Source organism: Sandarakinorhabdus sp. DWP1-3-1 (assembly GCF_049896705.1).
GTDB lineage: Bacteria > Pseudomonadota > Alphaproteobacteria > Sphingomonadales > Sphingomonadaceae > Sandarakinorhabdus.
This window is the reverse complement of sequence record NZ_JAFCUV010000001.1, coordinates 1511264-1526424: the sequence shown is the minus strand read 5'-3', so window position 1 is coordinate 1526424 and position 15161 is coordinate 1511264. Positions and strand designations below refer to the sequence as shown.

At 67.2% G+C, this 15161-nt stretch carries 12 protein-coding genes; 5 read left to right on the top strand and 7 right to left on the bottom strand.

What is annotated here, in order from left to right; genetic code table 11:
- The first annotated feature begins 14 nt into the window (after positions 1-14).
- The 3 genes from ACP7AI_RS07475 to ACP7AI_RS07465 all read left to right on the top strand — a co-directional run bounded on the left by ACP7AI_RS07475 (position 15) and on the right by ACP7AI_RS07465 (position 5477).
- Positions 15-1973: a serine hydrolase domain-containing protein gene (locus tag ACP7AI_RS07475; protein WP_426165695.1), complete on the top strand. Its 1959-nt coding sequence runs from the start codon at positions 15-17 to the stop codon at positions 1971-1973.
- Positions 1974-1991: 18 nt separating this feature from the next.
- The gene (locus ACP7AI_RS07470; RefSeq protein WP_426165693.1) at positions 1992-3008 is read left to right on the top strand and encodes a histone deacetylase family protein; all 1017 of its coding nucleotides are present in this window, start codon (positions 1992-1994) and stop codon (positions 3006-3008) included.
- 156 nt (positions 3009-3164) lie between these two features.
- On the top strand, positions 3165-5477 hold the full coding sequence (locus ACP7AI_RS07465) for a TonB-dependent receptor (RefSeq protein WP_426165691.1): 2313 nt from the start codon (positions 3165-3167) through the stop codon (positions 5475-5477).
- A 75-nt stretch (positions 5478-5552) separates the two neighbouring features.
- Here ACP7AI_RS07465 and ACP7AI_RS07460 read toward each other — a convergent pair whose 3' ends face one another.
- The 6 genes from ACP7AI_RS07460 to ACP7AI_RS07435 all read right to left on the bottom strand — a co-directional run bounded on the left by ACP7AI_RS07460 (position 5553) and on the right by ACP7AI_RS07435 (position 13526).
- Entirely contained in the window at positions 5553-6731 is a 1179-nt protein-coding gene (locus ACP7AI_RS07460) for a dipeptidase (RefSeq protein WP_426165689.1), read from the bottom strand.
- The gene (locus ACP7AI_RS07455) at positions 6731-8308 is read right to left on the bottom strand and encodes a serine hydrolase (RefSeq protein ID WP_426165687.1); all 1578 of its coding nucleotides are present in this window, start codon (positions 8306-8308) and stop codon (positions 6731-6733) included. Before ACP7AI_RS07455 ends, ACP7AI_RS07460 begins: the two co-directional genes overlap by 1 nt.
- On the bottom strand, positions 8305-9432 hold the full coding sequence (locus ACP7AI_RS07450) for a YkvI family membrane protein (protein WP_426165685.1): 1128 nt from the start codon (positions 9430-9432) through the stop codon (positions 8305-8307). The genes ACP7AI_RS07455 and ACP7AI_RS07450 overlap by 4 nt, the downstream gene beginning before the upstream one ends.
- Positions 9429-10469 (bottom strand): DUF1611 domain-containing protein, encoded by a 1041-nt coding sequence (locus ACP7AI_RS07445; RefSeq protein ID WP_426165683.1) that lies wholly within the window; start codon positions 10467-10469, stop codon positions 9429-9431. Before ACP7AI_RS07445 ends, ACP7AI_RS07450 begins: the two co-directional genes overlap by 4 nt.
- Positions 10470-10572: 103 nt before the next feature.
- Entirely contained in the window at positions 10573-11553 is a 981-nt protein-coding gene (locus ACP7AI_RS07440; RefSeq protein WP_426165681.1) for a dipeptide epimerase, read from the bottom strand.
- Positions 11553-13526, bottom strand: coding sequence for a serine hydrolase domain-containing protein (locus ACP7AI_RS07435; protein WP_426165679.1), 1974 nt, complete (start codon positions 13524-13526; stop codon positions 11553-11555). The genes ACP7AI_RS07440 and ACP7AI_RS07435 overlap by 1 nt, the downstream gene beginning before the upstream one ends.
- A gap of 137 nt (positions 13527-13663) precedes the next feature.
- On the opposite strand from ACP7AI_RS07435, the gene ACP7AI_RS07430 reads away from it, so the two are divergent.
- Positions 13664-14287, top strand: coding sequence for a helix-turn-helix domain-containing protein (locus ACP7AI_RS07430; RefSeq protein WP_426165677.1), 624 nt, complete (start codon positions 13664-13666; stop codon positions 14285-14287).
- 31 nt (positions 14288-14318) lie between these two features.
- Here the strand turns inward: ACP7AI_RS07430 and ACP7AI_RS07425 are convergent, their stop codons facing one another.
- Positions 14319-14801: an Lrp/AsnC family transcriptional regulator gene (locus tag ACP7AI_RS07425; RefSeq protein WP_426165675.1), complete on the bottom strand. Its 483-nt coding sequence runs from the start codon at positions 14799-14801 to the stop codon at positions 14319-14321.
- A gap of 108 nt (positions 14802-14909) precedes the next feature.
- Between ACP7AI_RS07425 and ACP7AI_RS07420 the strand changes: the two genes are divergently transcribed.
- Positions 14910-15158: a hypothetical protein gene (locus ACP7AI_RS07420; RefSeq protein WP_426165673.1), complete on the top strand. Its 249-nt coding sequence runs from the start codon at positions 14910-14912 to the stop codon at positions 15156-15158.
- Positions 15159-15161: the final 3 nt, after the last annotated feature.

The following is a 15161-nucleotide window of genomic DNA, read 5'->3' as shown; positions in this document are numbered from 1 at the left end:
CGGAGACGCCCGCGATGAAATTTCTGCTTGCGCTCGGGCTGTTCGCCCTGTCGTTGCCGGCCGCCGCCCAGACCGTGGCAACCGTGGACACCCAGGGCCGCACGCCGGCCGGTGTGCAATATGTCCAGCCCAAGGACTGGTCGGCGGTCACCGCCGGCAAGGCGCTGGCCTTCGTCGCGCCGGAAGGCGACCTGAAGCTGACGGTGGTCGCCGTCGGCGCCGCCGCCGATGCGCGTGCCGCCGCCGAAGCGGCCTGGCGCGTCGTCCGTCCCGCCGCGGTTCCCTCGCCGCGGCTGGTGACGGCGGCAGCGCCGGGCGAAGGCTGGGACGAGCGCGCCGGCCTCGGCTATGAAACCGCGCCGAGCGAGCGCGCTGTCCGCTCGGCGCTGGCGTTGCGCAAGGGCACGGACTGGACGGTGCTCGTCGTCGACGGCGCCGCCGGCACCGCCGCCAAGCGCTCGGCGGCGCTGGCGGTCGTGCAGGCCGGGCTGCACCCCGCTGGCTATGCCAAGGAAAGCTTCGCCGGCCGCACCGCGCACCGGCTGACGCCCGATCGGATCCAGGCGCTGCGCGACTTCGTGGCGCAAAGTGCCCAGCAGCTGGGCGTCCCCGGCGTTGGCCTGGCGTTGATCGACCAGGGCAAGGTCGTGTGGCAGGGCGGCGTCGGCGTCAGGGCGCTGGGCTCGCCCGAACGCGTCGATGCCGACACCAAGTTCATGATCGCGTCGAATACCAAGGGCATGGCAACGCTGCTGCTGTCGGTGCTCGCCGATGAAGGCAAGCTGCGCTGGGACCAGCCGGTCGTCGATGTCTATCCGGGCTTCAAGCTCGGCAGTGACGCGACGACCAGGGCCACCCAGGTCCGTCACCTTGTCTGTGCCTGCACCGGCCTGCCGCGGAAGGATTATTCCTTCATCCTCGCCGATCCGGGCGCACCGGCGTCCGACACGTTTCGCCAGCTCGCCGTGACCCAGCCGACCAGCGCCTTCGGGGAGCTGTTCCAGTACAACAACCTCATGGCCTCGGCCGCCGGCTATCTCGGCGGTTCGCTCGCCTATCCCGGCATGGAACTCGGCGCGGCCTTCGACAAGGCGATGCAAAGCCGGATCTTCGGACCGCTCGGCATGACCGACACCGGCTTCGACTTCGCCAACGGCGAGGCGGGCAACTGGGCGCCGCCGCACGGCCTCGACATCGATGGCCGGATGGTGCGGATGACCAACGATTTCAACCACACCGTCTATCCGCACCGGCCCGCCGGCGGCGCCTTTTCGACCGCATCCGACATGGCGCGCTATGTCCAGCTCGAACTGACCAAGGGTCTGAACCGGGACGGCAAGCGCGTCGTCAGCGAGGCGAACCTGCTCGAACGCCGCAAGCGCGGCGTGCAGGTGTCGGACGACAGCTGGTACGGCATGGGCCTGTTCGAACGCAGCGCCTGGGGCATTCCCGTCGTCACCCATGGCGGCACGCTGCTCGGCTATCACAGCAACTGGTACGCGCTGCCGGACACCGGCGTCGGCGCCGTCATCCTGACCAATGCCGATCCCGGCGCGGCGATGCTGGCGCCGTTCCTGCGACGACTGTTGGAGGTGATGTACGACGGCCAGCCCGAAGCGGCCGGCGATGTGACCGCCGCCGCCGCCCGCATCAATGCGCAGGCCAAGGCGCGCCGCGACCGCGTCACCTATCCGGGTGACCCGGCGGTGCTCGCCAGCCTCGCCGCGCGCTATCGCGATGCGGAGGTCGGTTCGATCACCATCAGCGAGCGCAATGGCGCCAAATGGATCAAGGCCGGCTTTGTCGAAGGTCCGATCGCCACCCGCACCAACGCCGATGGCAGCACGTCCATCGTCTCGGTCGGCGCCGGCGCAATTGGCGTCGACGCGCAGGTCGGCACCGCCAACGGCGCCCGCACGCTGACGATCAGCGATGGCCAGCAGCACCAATATGTCTATGTGGAGCAGCGCTGAGGCCAGCGGGAGCACGATGTGAAGGGCTATTTCGATCCCCGGCAACTGGCCCACGCCCCGGCGCGCGAACTGCACAACGGGGATTGGGTGGCCTATGCCGAAAGCCCCGACCGGGCTCTGGCGATCAAGCGTGCTGTGCCAGACTGGGAGGCCCCACGGGATTTCGGCATGGCGCCATTGCTGGCGGTCCACAGCCAGGCCTATCTCGATTTCCTCGCCGGGGCGCATGCGGCGTGGCTGGCGGCCGGGCGCAGCGGCGACGCCATCGGCTATGCCTTCCCGATCGTCCGCCGCCGGCCGCTGACGCTCGATCGCATTGACGCAGCGCTCGGCGCGTACAGCTATGACGCCGGCACGCCGGTGGCGGCAGGCACCTGGGACGCCGCCTATTGGGGGGCGCAATGCGCACTGGCGGCGCTCGACCGGCTGGCGACGGGTGAGGACACCTCCGCCTTCGCCCTGTGCCGCCCGCCCGGCCATCACGCCGGCGCCGATTACATGGGAGGCTATTGCTACCTCAACAACGCCGCCATCGCAGCGCGCGAGGCGCAGCGCCGCGGCCTCGGCCCCGTCGCCATCCTCGACATCGACTATCACCACGGCAACGGCACCCAGGATATCTTCTACCGCGACCCGGACGTGTTCTTCTGTTCGATCCACGCCGATCCGCGCACCGATTATCCGTTCTACTGGGGCCACGCCGACGAAAGCGGGGAGGGCGCCGGCGTCGGCACCACGCTCAACCTGCCGCTGCCGCGCGGCACAGGTATCGAGGATTATGCTCCTGCGCTGCAATCCGGCCTCGCCGCCATCGTCGACTGGGGCGCACGGCTGCTCGTCGTGTCGTTCGGCGCCGATACCTTTGAAGGCGACCCGATCTCGCACTTCAAGCTGCGGCAGGCCGATTACGCGCAACTCGGCGCCAGCATTGCCGCCCTGGACGTGCCGGTTCTGGTCATCATGGAGGGCGGCTATGCCGTCGACGCGCTCGGCGGCAACGTGGCGGCCTTCCTCCGCGGCCTGAACGCCGCCTGAGGCCGGCTGCAAGACGGCGTGTCCCCAAAAGCACGACCTGTTCCAAATCGAGCTTGCATATGCGTCATTGGATCGTGATGTCCTGATTGGGATTGATTTCTCATTTCAGACGTGTTTGCATGGACCATCACGGGGATTACGGACGGGGAGCCTAACTTGATCAAATCGCAGCTGCTGAGCACCATCGCCATAGCGTCGCTCGCCTTCGTCACCCCGGCCCTCGCCGAGGGCCAGAGCGCCGAGGCCCAGATCTCGGCCAACGAGATTGTCGTCACCGCGCAGCGCCGTACGCAGACGCTTGCCGAGGTGCCGCAATCGATCTCGGTCGTCAGCGGCGAAGCGCTCGAGCGCCAGCGGGCGACGAGCTTTCTCGATTTCGCGGCGCTGGTCCCGGGGTTCACGGTCACCCAGACCAACCCCGGCGAATCGCGGCTGATCCTGCGCGGCGTCAACACCGGCTCGGTCGGCTCGACGGTTGCGGTCTATGTCGATGACATTCCGTTCGGTTCGAGCGGCAGCCTCGCGAATGGCGGTGTGCTGGCCGGGGATTTCGACACGTTCGACATTGCGCGTGTCGAGGTGCTGCGCGGGCCGCAGGGCACGCTTTACGGCTCGAACGCGCTGGGTGGCGTGCTCAAATATGTGACCGCCCTGCCTGATTTCGGCGGCGTCGAGGTGCGCGGCCAGGCCGGCGTCGAGGACACCAGGGGCGCGGGCATCGGCTATCTGGCGAATGCGATGGTCAATGTGCCGCTGGGGGACAAACTGGCGTTTCGCGCCAGCGGATTCTACCGCAAGAACAAGGGCGTGGTCGACGCGATCGGCCTTGCCGGCGAAGGCGTCGATGACAATGCCAGCTATGGCGGCCGCGCCTCGCTGCTGCTGAAGGCGAGCGACCGGCTGTCGATCCGGCTGTCGGCGCTGCTGCAGAACATCGAGGTCGACTCGCCATCGAGCTTCACGGTCGATCCGCTGACCCTGAAGCCGGTCAACCCGATCACCGGCGGCTCGACCGGCGGCCAGCGCCAGCGCTATCAGCGTTATCCCGAAACCAACAATATCGACTATCGCCTGTACAGCGGCACGATCGATTGGGATCTCGATTTCGCCAGCCTGACCTCGGTCACCAGCTATGCAACGCAGGACCAGGTGCAGATCAACGATTTCAGCACCCAGGCGGCCCGCGGCACGGCGCAGGCGGTTTATGGCCCCGGCGCCACCAATACCGTCGGCCTCGCCTTCCAGAGCGACGTGGCGGTCGAGAAATTCACCCAGGAAGTGCGGCTCGCCTCGGCCGACAGTGAAACCTTCGAATGGCTGATCGGCGCCTACTACACCCGTGAAAAGACCGGGCTGTTCCAGCGCTTCCTGCCGTTCAATTTCGCCAGCGGCGCACTGATCCCGCGCGCCGGCACCTTTGGGCCGTTCACCTTCAATGAATTCGTCGTCGCGACCATCGACGCCAACTACGAGGAAATCGCCGGCTTCGGCAGCGCCACCCTCCACCTTGGCGACCGTTTCGAAATCACCGCCGGCGGCCGCTACAGCCACAACAAGCAGGATTCGGTCCAGGCCATCGTCCAGCTCGGCAATGGCGATCCGCAGCTGGGTGATTCTTCTCAGGGGGTTTTCACCTGGTCGGTCGCGCCGCGCTTCGAGCTCAGCGAACACGCCTCGGTCTACGCGCGCGTCGCCAAGGGCTTCCGTCCCGGCGGACCGAACTTTGTCCCGCTGGGCGCCCCGGCCAATTTCCCGACGGCGTTCAACGCCGACACCCTGATCAGCTATGAGGCCGGTGTCCGCGCCGAAACCGCCGACGGGACCTTCTCGCTCGATGCCTCGGTCTACCACATCGACTGGAGCGACATCCTGATCCTGACGACGGTCCAGACCCCCGTCGGTCCGGTCGGTGTCAACGGCAATGGCAAGCGGGCGCGCACCAGCGGTGTCGAAGCGACGGCAACGCTGCGCCCGATCCGCGGCCTCTCGTTCGTCGTCAACGGTGCCTATACCGACGCCAAGCTGCTCGACGACACCGTGTCGGGTGGCGGGATGAACCTGACCGGTGGCATCGCCGGCGACCAGCTGCCCTACACGCCGAAATGGTCGGCCAACATCAGCAGCGACTATGAATGGTCGATCGGCAACGATGCCGTTGCCTATGTCGGTGCCAATATCCGGATGATGGGTGACCAGACGGCCGGGTTCAATGCCGCCTACACGGCCGCCTTCAACCGGCGCATCAACATCGACAGCTATTCGGTCGTCGATCTGCGTGCCGGGGTGAATATCGGCAGGGTCTCGCTCGCCGTTTATGCCCGCAACGTTACCGACGCCTATGGGGTCGTGGCTGCCGGTGACTATCCTTTCGCCGTCCCGCCGGCCCTCGGCGGCGCCGGCATCCCGCTGCTTACCGCCTCGACCATCCGCCCGCGCACCATCGGCGGTACGGTGGGCTTCCGCTTCTGACAAAAAGGGGCGGCCACGCGGGCCGCCCCTCATATCGGCAATGGACGCCGCGCTGCCCCCGGGCAGTCGCGGCGCTCAGCGTTCCTGGGCAGCCGCCAGGATGCGCAGCACGTTGCCGCCCCACATCTTGCCGATGTCGGCATCGCTGTAGCCGGCGTCCTGCAGCCGCGCCGTCAGCCGCACTTGTGCGGCGATGTCATCGAAATCGGGCAGGCCGCCGCCGCCGTCCCAATCGGCGCCGAAGCAGATGTGATCGACGCCGGCGACTTCGATCGCGCGCAGCACCATCGCCGCATATTTGTCGAAACCCACGTCCCACATCGGCTCGGTGGCATCGAGCGCCCGCCACTGCCGGCCAAGCTCGCGCTGCGCGGCGGCATCGAGCTTGCTGCCGTCCTCGTACTTGGCAAAGATCGCGGCGCGCGCCGGCGACATCTTCATGTCGCCAAGGAAGATCGTCGACACGCACATCGCGCCGCCCCTGGCCGCCAGCTGCCGCAGCCGGCCTTCATCGAGGTTGCGCGGATGGTCGTTGGCCGACCGCAGGCTCGAATGCGACAGCAGGATCGGCGTCTTCGACAGCGCCAGCATCTGGTCGAATGTCGCGTCGGAAGCATGGCTGGCATCGATCACCAGGCCGAGCCGGTTCATCTCGGCCACCCATTGCCGGCCGAGCGGGCTGAGCCCGCCCCAGCGCGGGGCATCGGTGGCGGAATCGGCGAACTGGTTGTTCTTGCCGTGTACCGGGCTGGCCAGGCGCACGCCGCGCGCCTTGAACTCGGCCAGCAGCGCCAGCTTCTCGCCGATCGGATAACTGTTCTCGATCGACTTGAAGGCGATCAGCTTGCCGCGCGCATTCAGCCGGCGGGCATCGGCCGCGGTCAACGCCGGCGCGATGGCATCGGCATGGGCGGCGATGGTGCGGTCGATCAGGTCCGAACGCGCCCGCGCAAAGGCCAGCGCGTCGGCATAGCCCTGCGCCGTCAACGGCCCCTGGTCGGTGTAAATGGCGAAAAAGCCGCCATCGAGGGCGCCCGCCCGCATGCGCGGGATGTCGAGTTGCGAAAAATCGCTGTCGCGCGGGTGGACGGCGGCGAAGTCCCAGCCGGCCCGCGCGAAATGCAGCGCGGTATCGAGATGCGTGTCGAGCGTCAGCAGCCGCTTATGCAACTCGGCCGGCGGAGTTTTAGCCTGGGCAGTGCTGGCGAGCAGTGCCGCCCCCAGCAGCATCGCAACCCGCAGCGAGCGCCGCATCACTTGGTCTCCACGACGGGCCTGAGATCGAGATCCTGGTAATCCCAGCTGAAGTCCGAGATCGGGTTGACCGGCTTCATGGTGACGCCGGTCACCTTGCCGTCGCTGTCGAGCGCGAAGGTGACATAGGGTTTTTCGATCGCCTTGTCGTCGAAATCGGCGATGAAGCTGTCGTACTGCCAATGCCGCAACCGAGCCTTCATCCGCGGTGTCGAGGTGAAATCGATGCTGAGCCCGTCGGCCGCCGGCGTCACGACGACATCGCCATACCAGGCGTCGCGATAGCGCCCGGCATAGCGCGCCAGGTCGAGCGACGGCCCGACCTTGACCGCCTTGGCCTGCGTCGCCGCCAGCGCATTCTTGCCCCCCGCCAGCCGGGCCTGGTACCAGCTTTCCCACTTGGCGATCCAGCCATTGTCCGGCAGCCCGAGATAGTGATCGACCAGCGCATAGGTCAGCCCGAGCAGCATGCCGCTGTCCTCGGAATTCAGCATGATGGCAAAGCCGACCTTCTGGTCGGGCAGCATGACGACGCGGGTGATCGACCCGAACACGCCGCCGCCATGGGAGATCATGCGGTGGCCGCGATAATCCTGCACCTGCCAACCAAGCGCATAGCTCTGGTAGGTCGGCTGGGCGAGCTTCAGACTGTCGGGCAGGTTGGATACCGGCATCGGCGTCACGGGCTTCCACATCTCGCGGGCCTGCGCCGCGCTGAACAGCCGCTTGCCGTCAGGCAGGGCGCCCTGCGCCAACTGGATATGCAGCCACGCCGCCATGTCGTTGGCGCTGAGCGCCAGGCCGCCGGCCGGGGCGGCAGTGCGGCCGAGCTCGTCGCGTTCATCCAGGAGCTGCTGCGGCCCCAGCCCACGCAGCACGCCCGACAGCCGCGCGTGCGGGAATGAGCGATTGGCGTGCGAAAAGCGTTCCTCGCTGTCGCTGGTGGCGTCGAGCATGCCACCGGGGCGCAGCACGCGTTCACGAATGAAATCCTCCCAGCGCTTGCCCGACACCTCCTCGACCAGCTGCCCGGCCACCGAATAGAGCACATTGTCATAGGCATAGGACGACCGGAAACTGGTACGGGGCTTGAGGAAAGCCACCCGCTCGACAGTCTGCTTGCGTGTCAGATTGGTGCGCGGCACGAACATCAGGTCGCCCTGGCCCAACCCCAGCCCGCTGCGGTGGACGAGCAGGTCGCGAATGGTCATCTCGCGCGTTACCCAGGCGTCGTACATGCGGAACCAGGGCATGTGCCTGATGACCGGATCGTCCCAGCCGATCTTGCCGTCATCGACGAGCACCGCCAGCGCCGCCGCGGTCATCGCCTTGCCGGTCGACCCGGTCTGGAAGATCGTTGCCGCGTCGACAGGCGTCGGGTCGCCGAGCTTGCGCACCCCCCAGCCGCGCGAGACAGTCGTCTTCTCACCCTCGACAATGGCGATCGACACGCCGGCGGCGCCGACCGACTTGCGAAGCGTCTCGACCATCGTGTCGAGGTTCCTCGGCGGCGCAGCGGCGGCGGGCAGGGGCGCCGCCAGAACCAGCAGCAGGGCGAGCGTGCGGACTGACGTCATGACGAAATCTCCGGGGCAGGCAGCGGGCGGAACAGCCGATAGACGCCGATCGTCAGGAGCGGCGCGATGTAGACGATGAGAAACAGCACCGCGAGGAAGCGGTAGCCGCTGGCGATCAGCGTGATCAGGCCGATGCGGACGGCGACGACCATGCAGCCGGCCAGGATGACGGCACCCGTCAGCGCCCGCACCCCCGCCCCGGGAACGGCCTTGCCGCGCGCCGTCATGGCGGCGGCGATGCGTTCGTTGATGGCATGGACGGCGCCGACGCCGCTTTCGAGCAGCGCGACGAAGATCATCAGCTGGAACAGCAGCGCAAAGCCCGGAACCGCCATCTGGCGCAGCAGGAAATCCGACGGCAGCGTGGCATCGGCGACGGCGGGATAGAAACCGATCATCGCGACGAGGAACAGGATGGCTGGCAGCATCGCCAGCGGCCCGGCGATGATGCCGGCGATCGCGGCGTCGCGCGTGCTGCGCTGGTGGCGCAGGACCGGCAGGATGACGACGGCACCGACGATGTTGTAGGCGGCATAGGTCATGCCGCCGGCGACCCAGCCCGGCTCCGGTGGCGGCGACGCGGCGAAATTGCTGCCGATCAGGCCGCCGAAGCGTGCCAGGGCGATGGCCAGGAACAGTGCATAGACGACATAGATGATGATCGAGGCATATTTGAACAATTGCTCGACCGCGGTCGCGCCCAGGGCCGTCGTCAGCAATATGGCCAGCGCCAGCACCGCCGACCCGGCGAATTCGGGCCAGCCGAAGGTCGCCGTGCCGATTGCCCCCGCCGCAGCGCTGAACACGGCGAGGATCAGCACGGTGAAGATCAGGAAAGCAATCTCGAAGACAATCCATCCGGGACCTAGCAGGCGCTGGAAGAAGCTGCGATAATCGTAAGTGCCGAACCTGTGCGCCAGCGCAAAGGTGATGGCCGCCACCAGGCTCCAGATCAGCATCGCCAGCACCATGCCGGCAAGGCCACCCCAGGGGCCGGCGGGCAGAAAATATTCGGCAAGCTCGCGCCCGGTGGCATAACCGCCGCCGATGATCACCGCCTTCATGGCAAAGCCGGGCAGCAGAAAGCGCTGGAACCAGCTGCCGCCCGGTTCGGCAGCCCTCATGCCAGGCAGGCGTCGACCAGCGCCTCGAATGCGGGGCCACCGCGGATCGGATCGGCAACCGGCAGCGCCAGCCGCTTGCGCTCCGCCGCCATCAGCGCTTCCGCCGCATCGGCATCGAGGCCCGAGGTGTTGAGACTGATGCCGCCGCAGCGAATCGCCGGGTTGGTGCGGCGGCCGAGGCGGATCGTCATGTCGATGACCTCGTCGACCGTCGGCAGGGCGAAATCCTCGAGGCCGAGGATGACCGTGCGGGTCGGATCATGGCAAACAACGAACACATCGGGCTGGCTGCCGTGGAGCAGCCCCAGCGATACCGCAGCATAGGCCGGGTTGAACAGCGAGCCCTGGCCTTCGATGACATCCCAATGATCGGAGGCGGCATCGGGACTGAGCAGTTCGGCGGCACCGGCCTCGAAATCCGAAACCACGGCGTCCATCGGGATGCCGCCGCCGGCGATCATGATGCCGGTTTGGCCCGAAGCGCGGAAATCCGACGCGATGCCACGACCGGCAAAGGCGCGGTGCAGCGCCAGCGCGGTGTATTTCTTGCCGAGCGCGCAATCGGTGCCGACGGTCAGCAGCCGATTGCCGCTGCGCTTGCGGCCGGTGCCGACCGGGATGCCGGCGGGCGGCGTGCGGATGTCGATCAGGCGCCGTCCGTTGCGGACGGCGGCCTCGGCGAGCGGCGCCACCGAGCCGAGGCGCGCGTGCATGCCGCTGATGATGTCGAGCCCGGCGTCGAGCGCTTCGACCAGCGCCGCCACCCAGCTCTCGGCGATGACGCCACCCGTATTGGCGACGCCGATGACCAAGGCGCGGGCGCCCGCGCCATGGGCCTCGGCCGGCGTCATGAACGGCAGGCCGGTCGAAACCGTGCAGCCGGCAACGCCATATTCGGCGATGCAACGCTCGGGCGCCCAATCGACCAGTCCCAGCGCCGTCTTGGCATAGCTCGGTTCATCGGTGTCACCGAGAAACAGCAGATAGGGCTGTGGCAGCGCCAGCGTGTTGACCAGGCGGCCAGAAGGGGCATTCATGCAGTCGTCTCCACGTGCAGCCGTTTGGCCCTGCATCCTGGCCGTTGAAAAGCCCAATCGACTATTGTCCTGAACAGAGAAAAGTCAACCCAAATAGGACTAATCATCCCCAAATTTCGCTGCTGCATTCTATACAACCGTTCCGATAGACCACCCCCGGCACCCGGTCGCTGGCCAGGAAGGTCGGCCCATCGAGATCGACGACGTCGCAAAGCTGGCCGAGCACGAACGACGGCGCCATCGACAGGCTGCTGCCCATCATGTTGCCGACCATGACGTCGAGGCCGAGATCGCGGGCGCGGCGGACAATCGCCAGCCCCTCCGTCAGCCCGCCGCATTTGTCGAGCTTGATGTTGACCACGTCGAACCGCCCGACCAAGGCATCGGTTTCGGCCAGGGTCACGGCACTTTCGTCGGCAGCAAAGGGCAGCGGCCGCGCCACGCCGTCGAGATCGGCCTCGCGTCCCCGCGCCAGCGGCTGTTCCAGCAGCGCGACGCCGTTCGCCATCAGCATGTCGACCAGCGCCGGCAGTCCGGCGAGGTCATAGCCCTGGTTCGCATCGACGCCGATCCAGGCGCCGGGCCGGGCGGCGCGGATGGCGTCGACCCGCGCCGTGTCGATGGCGATTTCGCCGGTCAGCTTGATCTTGACCGGCGCCGCCGGGTCGAGCTGCGCCGCAGCGGCCGCCATTACCGCAGGCGCATCGGCGCCCAGCGTCAGCGTCGACCGCAGCGGCCGCGGCGCCGGGACGCCGGCCAGCTGCCAGACCGGCAGTTGGCGCTGCCGGGCTTCCAGCTCCCAGAACGCGCAATCGATCGCGTTGCGGGCGCCGCCGGCCGGCAGCAGCTGCTGCAGCGCCGCGCGGTCGGCACCCGCCTCGATGGCGGCGCGCACCCGCTCGGCCTCGGCGCGCATATGGGCGATGTCGTCGCCGAGGTAATAGACCCCGGCGCCTTCGCCGCGCCCGACATGCACGCCGTCGGACAGTTCCGCGACCAGGACCGCCGTGTCGTTGAAGACATGTCCCGAGATGCGGAACGGCTGTCGATAGGCGAAGTTTTCGACCCTGAGCGTCAGCTTCATCAATACACCATGCCAAAGCCGTAGAGGTTGAAGCGGAAGGTGACCCAGCACAACACCAGTGCTGCCAGCACCAGCAGCACCGCGCCGATCCGCATCCCCCAGGACCGGGCGCCCCGCAGGCTGAGCATGAGGTGCCAGCCGGCGGTAACCAGCAGGCCCAGCGCCGCAACCGGCGTCAGCACTCGCAGTGGCACGATCAACCAGTCGAGCGGACCACCCAGGTTGCCGATGTCCCTGGAGAACATCGTCACCAGCAGCATCCAGCCGGCGAGCGCCACCAGCACCAGCACCGCGAACAGCCGGCTGAGCCGCCAGGCGAGCAGCGCCCGGCCGGTCAGCACGAACGGCGCCTTGAAGTGGCGCCGGACCAGCGTCCGCACCGGCCAAAGCACCACCGCCAGCACCACGATCAGCAGCGCCGCCAGCAGCGCCGGCAGCAGCCAGGCGGTATTTTCGCCGGCAGGGGCCGGCAGATAGACGGTGAAGGGCGAAATCGCATCGGTGCTGATCCGTATGACGCGGCCGTCCTTCACCTCTGCCGCCAGCCGTTCGCCGGTCGCGGTGTCGCGCCAGACGAACGGCGCCACCTCGACCCAGTCGAGCGGTCCGGCGCTGAGGCCGGCAAGCGAGGGGAACTGCAGCTTGCCATCGGGGCCGGCGACGATCTGCGCCTGGCCGAACAGCCCGAGCACGCTCATGAAGTTGGTGAAGGCGCCTCGGCTGCTGATGTAGTGCCCGGCGAGCAACGCCGCATGCTGGCGCGCCGTCGCGTCGTCGACCTTGCCGGTTGGCTCGGGCCCCGGCAGGTAACGATCGGCAAAGGCATGGAACAGCGCGGCGCGCACGGCTCCCGAGGCGCCTTCCTGGCCGCCGCTGTTCATCGAGATGTACAGGCCGACGCCATCGCTGGGAAACAGCCACAGGTCGCTGTGGAACAGCGTCGTGTCGCCGCCATGCGCGATGGCGCGGCGGCCGTTGACCCATTGCTCGTAAAAGCCCAGCGCCATGGTGTTGAGCGGGCCGATGCCCGGCACATGAGAATCATGCATCAGCCGGGTGGTTTCGGGCTTCAGCAGCCCGCCGCCCTGGTTGAGATGGGCGATCATGAACTTGCCCATGTCGCTGCCCGTCGACGACAGCGAACCGGCCGGGGCGGGCAGCACCATCTCGAACGGCTTGGCGTCTTCGGTTGCCGAGGGATAGCCGCTCGACATCAGCGGCTGCAGGGTGGCCGGCAGCGGTTGGCGAAAGCTCGACCGCGCCATGCCGAGCGGCGTGAAGATCCGCTGCTCCACATAGTCGTCGAACTTCATGCCGCTGACCCGTTCGACGATATAGCCGGCGAGGGCGGTCGCATAGTTGGAATAGGCCGGCGTCGTCCCGGGCGCGAACACCCGCTCGGGCAGTGACGCCTTGACCAGCCGCTCCAGCGGCATCACCGCCTTGGGATTGCTGGTGATCAGGTAGCGGATCGACTCCTCGAAACCGGCGCTGTGGGTCATGATGTTGCGCAGCGTGATCGGCTTGCCGTCGAATGGCGGGATCTTGAAATCGATGTAGCTGTTGACGTCCTTGTCGAGATCGAGCTTGCCGGCTTCGACCTGCTGCATGACGGCGGTCCAGGTGAACAGCTTCGATACCGAGCCGGGGCGGAAGAGCGTCGCGTCGGGCAGCACCGGCTTGCGCGCCTTCAGGTCGGCAAAGCCATAACCCTTTTCGAGCAGCGGGCCGTCGCGGGTGACGACGACGACGACGGCGCCGGGAATGTGTCCACGGGCGAGCGCATAGGGCATGTAACCGTCGAGAAACGCTTCGACATCCGCCGCGGTCAGCCGTGCCGGCGGCGTCGGCACGCCCGGCGCCGGGGCCGCCGCTGCCGCCGCGGTCGCCGGCTGCGGCGCCGGGCCCTGCGCTGCCGCCGGCATGGCCGCCAGCGACGCCAGCAACAGCATCAGCTTTCCGAACACGCGCATCCCTGTCTCCCTGATCGATCCGTGCTGCCAACTTGCAGCACAGCGCCCAACCGCCTAGGTATATGCCAGCGGCGTTAGCTTATTCCGGACATAGTGATCCTGATCAGAGAATTGTCAATCGCCGAATGGGAGCCTTGATGCCCGAACACTCGACACCGCCGACGCTGGGCGCCCTCTTGCGTGGCATCCGCGCCCGCCATGGCTGGACGCTGAAGGAAATGAGCGGCAAGTCGGGGATCCCGGTTTCGACCCTGTCCAAGGTCGAGCACGACCGGTTGACGTTGACCTATGACAAGCTGCAGCAGCTCAGCCGGCGGCTCGACATCCGCATGTCGGAACTGTTCGCCGAAGGCGGCGAGGAGAGCACGCCCCAAGTCACCGGCCGTCGCAGCATCGGCACGATGGACCGCGCGGTCCGCGTCGTCACGCCCAACTACGACTACAGCTATCTCTGCACCGACCTGCGCAACAAGCGGATGATCCCGATCATCACCCGCATCCGCGCCAAGAGTGCCAGCGAGTTCGGCGACCTCGTCCGCCACCAGGGCGAGGAATTCATCTATGTCATCGAAGGCAAGATCGAGGTCCATTCCGAATTCTACGATCCCGTCGTGCTCGACGCCGGCGAGGGCATCTACCTCGATTCGTCGATGGGCCATGCCTATGTCGTCGCCGACGGCTTTCGCGAGGCGTTGGTGCTCGGTGTCTGCTCGAGCGCTGACGAAGGCCTCATCGATTCGCTGATGAGCTTGCACGCCTGAGGGTTCGTCGGGCCGGCACCAGCGCCCGACGCTAACCGATCGGCAGCGCCGTCGTCGCCTTGATCTCTGACAGCGCCACCGTGGAATTGATTTCCTGGATGCCCGGCACCCGGCTCAGCCGGTCGAAGAAGAAGCGTTCATAGGCCTCGATGTCGGCCGCCACGATGCGGAGCAGGAAATCGACCGAACCCATCATGACATAGGCTTCCAGTACCTCGGGGAAATCGCGGATCGCGGCGCTGAATTCGTCGAGATGCTGGCGGCCATGGGCGTTGAGCTTGACCTGGGCAAAGACCTGGGCATTCAGCCCGATCATCCGCCGGTCGAGCAGCACGACCTGCTGACGGATGACGCCGATCTCGCGCAGCCGCTGCACCCGCCGCCAGCATGGCGTCGGCGACAGGCCGACCTGCTCGGCGAGCTCAGCATTTGACAGCCCGGCATCGGCCTGCAGCAGCTGGAGGATGCGCCGTTCGTGACGGTCGAGCTTCACGGCGGGTAATTTGTTGCTCATGGCGGCTAATGTTGAGGCAATTCTGCCGCAAATACCAGCCATGGCTGTAAAGATAGGAAAGTTTCCGCGCCCTCGACGCCTTAGAACCGCGCGTACACGGAGCCTGTCATGATCATCACCGCCCCCATCACCATGCTGCACCTCGAAAGCGACCTCGACGCCGGCATTGCCGCCCGACTGCTCGACCTGCTGACGGTGCAGCGCCGGCTGCCCGAGCGGCTGGTGATCGACTGGCTTGCGCACGGCATTCGCTTCACCCTCGACTTCAAGGTCGATACCGACTTGTCGGCCAGCCTGCTCGCCCGCCTGCGCCAGCTGCCCGGCATGCGCGCCGTCAGCCTGGGGCCGCGACTGTGACCG

Excerpts from the sequence above, each read along its gene's own strand:
- ACP7AI_RS07475 (WP_426165695.1), top strand. The coding sequence starts at position 15 with ATGAAATTTCTGCTTGCGCTCGGGCTGTTCGCCCTGTCGTTGCCGGCC.
- ACP7AI_RS07460 (WP_426165689.1), bottom strand. The coding sequence starts at position 6,731 with ATGCGGCGCTCGCTGCGGGTTGCGATGCTGCTGGGGGCGGCACTGCTC.
- ACP7AI_RS07455 (WP_426165687.1), bottom strand. The coding sequence starts at position 8,308 with ATGACGTCAGTCCGCACGCTCGCCCTGCTGCTGGTTCTGGCGGCGCCC.
- ACP7AI_RS07450 (WP_426165685.1), bottom strand. The coding sequence starts at position 9,432 with ATGAGGGCTGCCGAACCGGGCGGCAGCTGGTTCCAGCGCTTTCTGCTG.
- ACP7AI_RS07445 (WP_426165683.1), bottom strand. The coding sequence starts at position 10,469 with ATGAATGCCCCTTCTGGCCGCCTGGTCAACACGCTGGCGCTGCCACAG.
- ACP7AI_RS07440 (WP_426165681.1), bottom strand. The coding sequence starts at position 11,553 with ATGAAGCTGACGCTCAGGGTCGAAAACTTCGCCTATCGACAGCCGTTC.
- ACP7AI_RS07435 (WP_426165679.1), bottom strand. The coding sequence starts at position 13,526 with ATGCGCGTGTTCGGAAAGCTGATGCTGTTGCTGGCGTCGCTGGCGGCC.
- ACP7AI_RS07430 (WP_426165677.1), top strand. The coding sequence starts at position 13,664 with ATGCCCGAACACTCGACACCGCCGACGCTGGGCGCCCTCTTGCGTGGC.
- ACP7AI_RS07425 (WP_426165675.1), bottom strand. The coding sequence starts at position 14,801 with ATGAGCAACAAATTACCCGCCGTGAAGCTCGACCGTCACGAACGGCGC.
- ACP7AI_RS07420 (WP_426165673.1), top strand. The coding sequence starts at position 14,910 with ATGATCATCACCGCCCCCATCACCATGCTGCACCTCGAAAGCGACCTC.